Annotated in this window: 7 protein-coding genes and 1 pseudogene; 3 read left to right on the top strand and 5 right to left on the bottom strand. The window is 38.7% G+C overall.

The window, feature by feature from the left end; genetic code table 11:
- Together PX481_RS15160 and PX481_RS15155 are read left to right on the top strand one after the other, a co-directional pair.
- Positions 1-790 (top strand): DUF4336 domain-containing protein (locus PX481_RS15160; protein WP_288094884.1); only part of this gene is annotated, 790 nt, incomplete at its 5' end.
- 58 nt (positions 791-848) lie between these two features.
- Complete coding sequence (locus tag PX481_RS15155) at positions 849-1,157, top strand: ssr2422 family thylakoid membrane protein (protein ID WP_002760756.1); 309 nt, start codon at positions 849-851, stop codon at positions 1,155-1,157.
- 57 nt (positions 1,158-1,214) lie between these two features.
- Here PX481_RS15155 and PX481_RS15150 read toward each other — a convergent pair whose 3' ends face one another.
- The 5 genes and pseudogenes from PX481_RS15150 to PX481_RS15120 all read right to left on the bottom strand — a co-directional run bounded on the left by PX481_RS15150 (position 1,215) and on the right by PX481_RS15120 (position 4,616).
- The gene (locus PX481_RS15150; protein ID WP_288094883.1) at positions 1,215-2,351 is read right to left on the bottom strand and encodes an amino acid ABC transporter permease; all 1,137 of its coding nucleotides are present in this window, start codon (positions 2,349-2,351) and stop codon (positions 1,215-1,217) included.
- A gap of 229 nt (positions 2,352-2,580) precedes the next feature.
- Positions 2,581-2,847: a photosystem I reaction center subunit PsaK gene (gene psaK, locus PX481_RS15145; RefSeq protein ID WP_002760753.1), complete on the bottom strand. Its 267-nt coding sequence runs from the start codon at positions 2,845-2,847 to the stop codon at positions 2,581-2,583.
- Positions 2,848-2,991: 144 nt separating this feature from the next.
- Complete coding sequence (gene rpmB / locus PX481_RS15140) at positions 2,992-3,228, bottom strand: 50S ribosomal protein L28 (RefSeq protein ID WP_002732080.1); 237 nt, start codon at positions 3,226-3,228, stop codon at positions 2,992-2,994.
- Positions 3,229-3,480: 252 nt separating this feature from the next.
- Positions 3,481-3,903: pseudogene (locus PX481_RS29745) on the bottom strand (PIN-like domain-containing protein).
- Positions 3,900-4,616 (bottom strand): DUF433 domain-containing protein, encoded by a 717-nt coding sequence (locus tag PX481_RS15120; protein ID WP_002760746.1) that lies wholly within the window; start codon positions 4,614-4,616, stop codon positions 3,900-3,902. Before PX481_RS15120 ends, PX481_RS29745 begins: the two are co-directional and overlap by 4 nt.
- A gap of 454 nt (positions 4,617-5,070) precedes the next feature.
- On the opposite strand from PX481_RS15120, the gene PX481_RS15115 reads away from it, so the two are divergent.
- Positions 5,071-8,259, top strand: coding sequence for a type ISP restriction/modification enzyme (locus PX481_RS15115; protein ID WP_288094882.1), 3,189 nt, complete (start codon positions 5,071-5,073; stop codon positions 8,257-8,259).
- Positions 8,260-8,761: the final 502 nt, after the last annotated feature.

Raw genomic sequence — 8,761 nt, 5'->3', positions numbered from 1 at the left:
GAGTTTTCCTCTTAATTTACCTTTGAGTTGGTTGGGTTTACCGGCAAAACGAACGGAAATTTTACCTGCTGACTCGGCAACCACTCCTTTAGGAAAAGATTTTAGTTATGAAATTTTACCCGCAATTGATCTGAATGTGGGATACTTCTCGGAGGTGGCTTTTTTTCATCACTACTCTCAAACTCTGCTGCTGACTGATGGAATTATTTCTATCCCAGAAAATCCTCCCGCTATTTTAGAATTAGACCCCTATCCTCTCCTGTTTCACGCTAAAAATAGTGCTAAGGATTTGGTGGAGGATACCCCAGAAAATCGCCGTCGGGGTTGGCAGAGAATTTGTCTTTTTGCTCTTTATTTTCAACCTCCTGTTTTAGCTGTTCCCAATTGGATTAAGGTCTTTCGAGATGCTTTTACTGCTAAGGAAAAGAGTAAAAAAGCCTATTTTGGTTTATTCCCTTTTCAATGGGGGGATGATTGGCAAAGGACTTTTTTAAATTTGCGTCGAGAGGGGAGGTTAATAGTAGCCCCAATTTTGCAAACTTTGATTCTTAATCGCACTACTGACGAGGTTAGTCAATGGGTTGATAGAATTTACCAATGGCCGATTAAACAGGTTATTCCTTGTCATTTTGCTAGTCCGATTCAAGCTGATAGTCAAGAGTTTCAGCAGGCTTTTTCTTTCTTGTCAAAAGATTCTTATTTACCTAAAGATGACTTGGAATGTTTAGAAAGTATTGATAGTTTTTTAGTGCGCTGGCGATTGACTCCTCCTCCTGATAAAAAATTGTAATTTATGGCTAAGAACTGCTATAATATATGCGGTTGTTAGTTGATTGCTAATCAAGGTCATGCAAATTCCCGAAAATCCCAGTAATGATGACATCAGAGCGGCGTTGATTCAATTAAGTGATGAAGTTAGTGATTTGCAAGAAAAATTCAGCCAATCCCAGGACGTATTCAGTAAGTGGCGAGATGAAATAGGACAAAAAATTGATCGCATAGACTATAAATTTGATGCCTATCAAAAAGGTACAGATGGTATGGTGAGAATGGCTACTACTATCATCATTGCCACCGCTTCTGTGGTGGTTTTATCTAGTCTTAGTCCTGCGGTGACAGCAATTATCACCGCTTTATATTCTGCTAATGCTCATTAGTTACTTTATCGCTAAATTCTGGTGCGATTCGGTGCGTTACGCACTCGCTAACACACCCTATCTTTCCTGAATTTTTACCCGTTTGTTTAATTGATTCATAGTCAAGGAAATCACCAGATTAAAGAATAAATAGGTGGCCATAACTACTATTAACATTTCTACAGCTTTTCCCGTCTGATTAGCGATGGTACTAGAGATAGCATAAATATCATTATAACCAATAGCGATCGCTAAACTAGAGTTTTTAACCAGGTTTAAACATTCATTAGTTAAAGGAGGAATAATCACTGGCAAAGCTTGGGGAAAAATTACTAATCTCATCACTAATAAAGGTTTTAATCCCAAGGCTTTAGCTGCTTCCCATTGTCCCCGATTAACCGATTGAATCCCCCCCCGTACCGTTTCCGCAATAAAGGCAGCTGTATAAACAGTTAAACCGATTAAGAGAGTAGCAAACTCAGAAGAAAGATGTAAACCAAAGTCAATATTTTGATTAAGAGGATTAACTTGGGGACTTTGCCATTGTAAACCCCAGATTAGAGGAATTATAACTAGGATTAGTAGGCTAGTTAGGCATAAACTAAGTTTATTTTTTAGGTATAAAAATACTGAGAGAATTATTCCTAAAGCAATGATAGCTAAGGCTAACCATGTCCTGAAACTATTAGCGGGGAAAGGCAAATAGACTCCTGAGTTATTTAAGAATACCCTGCCAAAAAACTCTAGAGAGTCCTCAATCTTCGGCAGTTTTAGAAATACAGCAAAATACCAGAAAAATAATTGTAATAATAAAGGAGTATTGCGAATAGTTTCCACATAAATTGTTGCTAACTGACGAATTAACCAATTATCCGACAAGCGACCTAACCCGATAACTATTCCCAGACTAATCGCCAAAAATATGCCAGTAATCATAATGCGGAGGGAATTAACTAATCCCACCAAAAGAGCGCGAAAATAGGTATCGGTGGGACTGTAGGCAATAGGAGAGTCACCAATAGCAAAAGAGGCTGGTCGGTCGGGATCAAAGAGAAAGCCAAAGCCAAAACTTAAGCGTAAGCGTTGGAAATTAATCACTAAATTGCGGCCAAAAAACCAGAAAATTAGGCAGACAATTAGCAGGATAATTACCTGTAGAAAAATCTTCTGAAATCGCTCATCGTACCAAAAAGAATTTTTTTGAGGTAAAGTCATATTTATTATAAGTAAGTGGTTCTAATTAAATAGAAGATAGATTTTGCCTCTGATCCCCCCTGCCCCCCTTGATAAGGGGGGTGCCGATCCCCCCTTAGTCCCCCCTTAATCCCCCCTTAATAAGGGGGGCATCTGATAATTTTTAACACCTACCTACTTATATAGTCCAGAATTTTTAACAAAAGAAATCGGTGACTTTTGGCCACCGATTGAGAAAATCAAAACATATTTAGATAACTCCGAGACGGGAGAGACCGAGGATGACACCGGCACCGAGGACATGACCAAAACTGGTAGTACCCAGTAAAGCGCCTAATCCCATACCACCGAATAAAGCGGGGGAAGGTAAAGCAGGACCGACATTTTGTTGTTGAATAGTCGCTTTACCGAAAGCAATAGCGAGAATATTGCAGATAATCATGACAATCGCCACTTTGGGACTCCATTCGCTGGAACCTTGTACGGCGGTAGCGGCCATTAATAGGGTTGAATACATTGAAATTCTCCTGAACAGGTCGTTTTAAGTTTTTAATCTTAAAGGTAGTTTTCACCCCACATCACGCCCTGTTGCAATACTTAATAATCAAAAGCAGAGGAGTCAACGATAGGGCCGATTCGTCTCCACTTCCGAACTACTCGCTTAGTACAAATTTAAGTTTAAGCCTACTTCTCTAGCGAAGACGGCTAATCCTTTCTTTTCAATGGTTTTGATAGCTTTGGTGGAGATGCGTAGTTTTACCCAACGGTTGCCTTCCGACCACCAAACTCTTTTCCATTGTAGGTTAGCTTCTTGTAATTTTTTGGTGCGACGGTGGGAGTGGGACACCGCATAGGCGTTATTGGCCTTTTTCCCCGTCATAGTACAGACTCTAGACATAATTTGCTCCTGTGCGATCGATGTTTGTCAATAGTCAACCTTTCTAGTTTAACTCAAATCTCGCCAGAAGTCCCCCCTTCCCCTGGGTGAAGTGAACGGAAATAAATTTAACAGCAAGTGGGGGGATTAAGAAGTTGATTAAACCGGTTCACTGCTCAGACAATTTCGACAATTGCATCAAAGGTAATGGTGAGAATATTGTCAACAAATTTAGCTGTAATTTTTTACTGATAAAAAATATTTTAATAAGTTTTACATAGTTTCTATTATTCTGGTTAATTCATTTTTATTTTTCCACAATTTTACTTGAAAATCTTGGTATATTTTGGCGATAAAAGGGGCTTGATTACCTTGGGTTATTTTTTCGATTTTATCGATTGTTTCGACAAAAATATTAACCATGGTTTGACGAGGTAAGTTACCAGAAACTAGAACAAATACTTGAGCCTGATAACGGGCTATCTGTTGAACTTCTAAAATATTTATACCAATGTTTACATCTTTAGTTAATACTATCCATCCTCTTTGACTAACAATAGGTAGCCACTACGTATCCGGTGCATCTGGGGCAAAATGGGCATGATGAAATTCAATTTTAACCCCTATTTCTTGCAAAGCTTCACCGATAGATTTTCCTAAAGCGCGGTCTATAAAATAGGTGTATTGATAGGTCATGCCGCTTGCCAATTGCACTCGAATAAAATCGCTTTTTCAATTTGCCAAGGTTGACAATTATAATCATTGGCAATATCTTCTATAGAGTCCCCCGCATCATAAAGTTCTGTGACAACTTTAGTGGGAATTCCTGTTCCTGTGATCACGGGTTTTCCGAAGGAAATATTAGGGTCTATCTTTAGGACTTTATTGCTGAAGTCTTCCCCATTTATGTCGATAGTGGGAAAAAGCCGTGTGGCGATATCTTGTTCATCCCATTCAATACGAGTTAAGAGATTATTTAAGAATTGTTTCATCGTCAATTGTCCCGAACGGGAGGCATTAATTAAATGTTCAAATTGTTCAATAAAAAGGTCAGTTCCATCGGTACTAAATTGTTTTTGAACCAGAGGATGATCGGTGTTAAATTGTTCACTAATATAGTCTAGGGCCAGTCTAACTTTATCGAGAGGGATGTTATGAACTTTGCGAATAACTCTTAAAACGTGCGCTTCCACTAAGTTAGTAAAGGAAAGTTGCGGAATATTCGGATTAGGTCGTTGAATGAGGGGTAAAAACTCTTTTTGTCCTTTTTTAGTGGGGTAGGTGCGTCCTCGTACCCACGTTCTCAGAGTGGGTAAAGGAATATGGAGATAGCGCGCAGTATCGGCTATAGTGTAGGTGGGAACATGATAGAGATGCTCTAGAGATAAGGGAGATGATGCTTTGACCATCGTTAATATTTTGGTGAAGTTGTTGGGATGAGATTATCGCCTATTATTTCATTCTAGCTAATTTTGGTATCCTTGAGGATAGGGATAAAGCAGGGTACATCTTATTTTTGTAAATCTAGCAAGTTGGGATTTTTACGCGAAAACTCTCTGATAAAATTGGGCATTACTTCCGACTTTATTAATCAATCCAAGCTTTTGGGGGGTTCTACCCCCCAAACCCCCCGTTGGGGGCGTGGCGCCGCCCCCAAACCCCCCGCGCATTAGCTTTTCGGTGGGATGCTTACAGGCAGCTGCTGATATATCTGTGATAATTCAAGAATCACTGATAATTGCTCATTGTCGGTATTTCTGCAAATGTCAGATGCAGCCATAAAGTAGGATGAGGGCAGTGGACATTGGGGGCAAATGAGGTTATATTTTATCTAGAGAAGAACGTTTGTATGTCGCAACGATAATGAGTAATTCACTGCCAAAATATCTAGAGGAAATCACAGGCATTTATCAACAGGGTAAGGCCACAGAACACAGTTATCGTCCTGCTTTAAAAAAATTAATTGAATCCCTAAATAATAACCTACAGGCTCTCAATGAACCCAAAAGGATTGCTTGTGGCGCTCCAGATTTTGTGATTAATCAGGGTATAGTAGAAATTGGTCATCTGGAAGCCAAAGATATCGGAACTTCTCTCAAAAAGGTTGAAAATACTCCCCAAATAAAACGTTATTTACAGGCTTTGGGTAATTTAATTATCACCGATCATTTAGAATTTCGTTGGTATGTATCGGGAGAATTGCGTCTATCAGCTGCCGTGGCAAGTCTTAATCAAAAAAAGCAAATTAAACCTGATTCCCAGGGTATTTTGCAAGTAGAACAATTGTTCTGTCAATTTTTCCTCTCAAAAGTTATTCAGATAACAACACCGCGAGAATTAGCCAAAAAAATGGCCGCTTTAGCGCAGTTAATTCGAGACGCAATCGGCCAAGCTTTAAAAGATCAAGATTGTGGGGGAATGTTGCGGCAACAATTGCAATCTTTTCAACGAGTTTTAATTAGTGATCTCAACGAAGCGCAGTTTGCGGATATGTATGCACAAACAATCTGTTATGGGTTATTCGCAGCACGCTGTAATACGGATCAAATAAGTTCTTTTTCCAGGGAAACGGCGGGATTTCGACTACCGAAAACTAACCCTTTTTTGCGGGGAATTTTTCATCAAATTGCTGGTACAGAATTAGATGAGCGGATTACTTGGGCCGTGGATACTCTAGCCACTATTTTACAACAAACGGACATGGATGGTATTCTTAGCAGCTTTGGAAAACGCACGCGCAAGCAGGATCCTGTGGTTCACTTTTATGAGACTTTTTTAGCCGAATACGATAGCAAAATGCGTGAGTCTAGGGGGGTTTATTATACCCCTGAACCCGTGGTTTCTTACATGGTTCGCAGTGTGGACTATATTCTAAAAAATAAGTTTCAGATTCCTAAAGGTTTGGCCGATGCCAAAAAAATTACGATTAAAAATCCTAATAATAGCCAAGAAACTCAGGAAATACACCAAGTTTTAATTCTCGATCCTGCTGTGGGAACTGGCACTTTTTTACACTCTGTTATTGACCATATCTATGATAGTTTTCGTCAACAGAAAGGGATGTGGTCTAGTTATGTCAGTAAACATTTATTACCCCGTCTCTTTGGGTTTGAATTACTGATGGCTCCCTACACCGTAGCACACATGAAATTAGGTTTACAACTTCAGGAATTAGGCTATGATTTTAGTGCCGATGAACGCTTAGGAATCTATCTCACTAACACCCTACAGGAAGCTTTTCAAATTCCCCCTGCTGATGGGTTTTTAAATCGCATTCGCGATGAAGCAGAGTCAGCGCAAGGTGTTAAGCAAGAAATGCCAGTTATGGTTATTTTAGGCAATCCACCCTATTCCTATCAGTCGATGAATACTGACCCTTGGATTGTGAATTTGGTTAAGGATTATTATCAATTAGATGGAAAACCATTGGGAGAGAGAAACCCTAAAGGTTTATTAGATGATTATGTGAAGTTTATTCGCTTTGCTCAGTATCGGGTAGCGGAAACTGGTTATGGAGTTGTGGCGTTAATTACAAATCATGGTTATTTGGATAATCCCACTTTTCGGGGAATGCGTCAAAATTTGATGCAGACTTTTGATGAGATTTATATTTTAGATTTGCATGGGAATAGTAAGAAAAAAGAAGTTTGTCCCGACGGTTCACCCGATCAAAATGTGTTTGATATTCAGCAAGGTGTAGCGATTGCGTTTTTTATTAAGTATCAAGATAGTCAGCAAGATTTAGCCAAGGTTTATCATGCTGATTTGTGGGGTGTTAGAGAGGTTAAAGAGAATAGAGAGTTAGTTGGGGGTAAGTATCATTGGTTAGATGAAAATGATATTAGTTCAACTGAATGGTTAGATATAGAGCCTAAAAAACCATTTTATTTGTTAAGAATTCAATCAGAAAAATCGCTAGGTGAATATAATAAATATCATAGAATTGATGAAATATATATTACTCATATCTATGGTTTCAAGAGTCATCGTGATCACTTTGCTATAGATTTCGATAAAGAGCAGATAGTTAAACGAATTACTGAATTAGTTAATCAAGATAAATTAGATAATTCTTTTTCTGATAAATATGATTTAGGAAAGTGGGATTGGAAGAAAGCAGCTACAGCTTTGAAACAAGAGATAGACTTGTGGAGATTCCTTGACTTATGCGCTTATAGACCCTTCGACAATAGGTTTATGTTTTATTCTGATTATGTTATGGATAGAACAAGACCTGATTTAAGAAACCATATATTTAACAAAGAAAATTTGTGTTTAGTTTGTTCTCGTCAAATAGCAAATAATGAATATAGACATTTTTGGATAACTGACTTAGTTCCTAATGATTGTTTGATTTCAAATATCACGAAAGAATCTAACCATAACTTCCCCCTTTATCTTTATCCAACTAATAACCCAACGCTATTTGAAACAGAACCAACCAACTCGCCAAATGGTCGCCGTCCCAATCTAGCGCCAGAATTTATTAACAAACTTTCGGCAAAACTTGAATTAGAATTTATCAGTGATGGCAAAGGAGACGAAAAGAAAACCTTTGGACCGGAAGACATTTTTAACTATATCTATGCCGTCTTTCACTCTCCCCAATATCGCCAACGTTACGCCGAATTTTTAAAAATAGACTTTCCTCGTGTTCCTCTCACCAGTAATCAAGAATTATTCTGGGAATTAGTCAAAAAAGGTGACAGATTAGTGCAGTTACACCTAATGAAAGCAACGGGAAAAGAAATTAGTAGCTATCCCGTGGCGGGTTCTAATCTAGTCGAGCAGGTGAAATATGACGAAAATAAACAACAAATTTCGATTAATTCTGACCAGTATTTTGCGGGGATTCCGCCTCAAATTTGGAACTTTTATATCGGCGGTTATCAAGTGTGTCAGAAGTGGCTAAAAGACCGCAAAGGTCGCCACCTTAGCTACGATGACCTAGAACATTATCAACAAATCATCTCCATTTTGGGAGAATCGATCGCAATTATGGAAACCATAGATATAATTATCAATAAATATGGTGGTTTCCCCTTTAGTTAAGCCACCGGTGAGAGAAGATTAATACTAAATCCGTTGACTATAGGCTACATATCAGGACAGGTAAAAGGGAGAATAAATAATCAGTACAGGTGCAAGATTTTGAGAGAATCGTGCTTCAAAACCTTGGGTTTTCATCGGCCCGCGTCCTGTAGGGGCGAAGCATTCGGGCAATAACCTATCGGTGAAACCGTAGATTTTCTATCCGAATGCTTCGCCCGTACTTTTTGCCGCAAACCCTAGATTGATATTTTATCGCAGGTTTCAACCACAGATAAAGCGTCTTCTAGGTTATATTTATTAGGGTTTTTCTTCCTTTTTTGTTGCGGTTGCCTTTTAAATTTATATTGAAATGTCTCAAAAATTTTGGCGTTGTCAAATTGAAAGATGCTCCGAATCAGCACCGGAACTGAAATTACTTTGATAGGAAAGATTACATGGCATCTTGACAATTAGTGTTTAATGAACGAATAGTGCCGATAGTTGGGCTTAAGTGGGGAACAAG

The organism is Microcystis sp. M53603_WE2 (assembly GCF_030065435.1).
The sequence above is the reverse complement of the archived record's forward strand: the minus strand, read 5'-3'. Positions and strand labels throughout refer to the sequence as shown.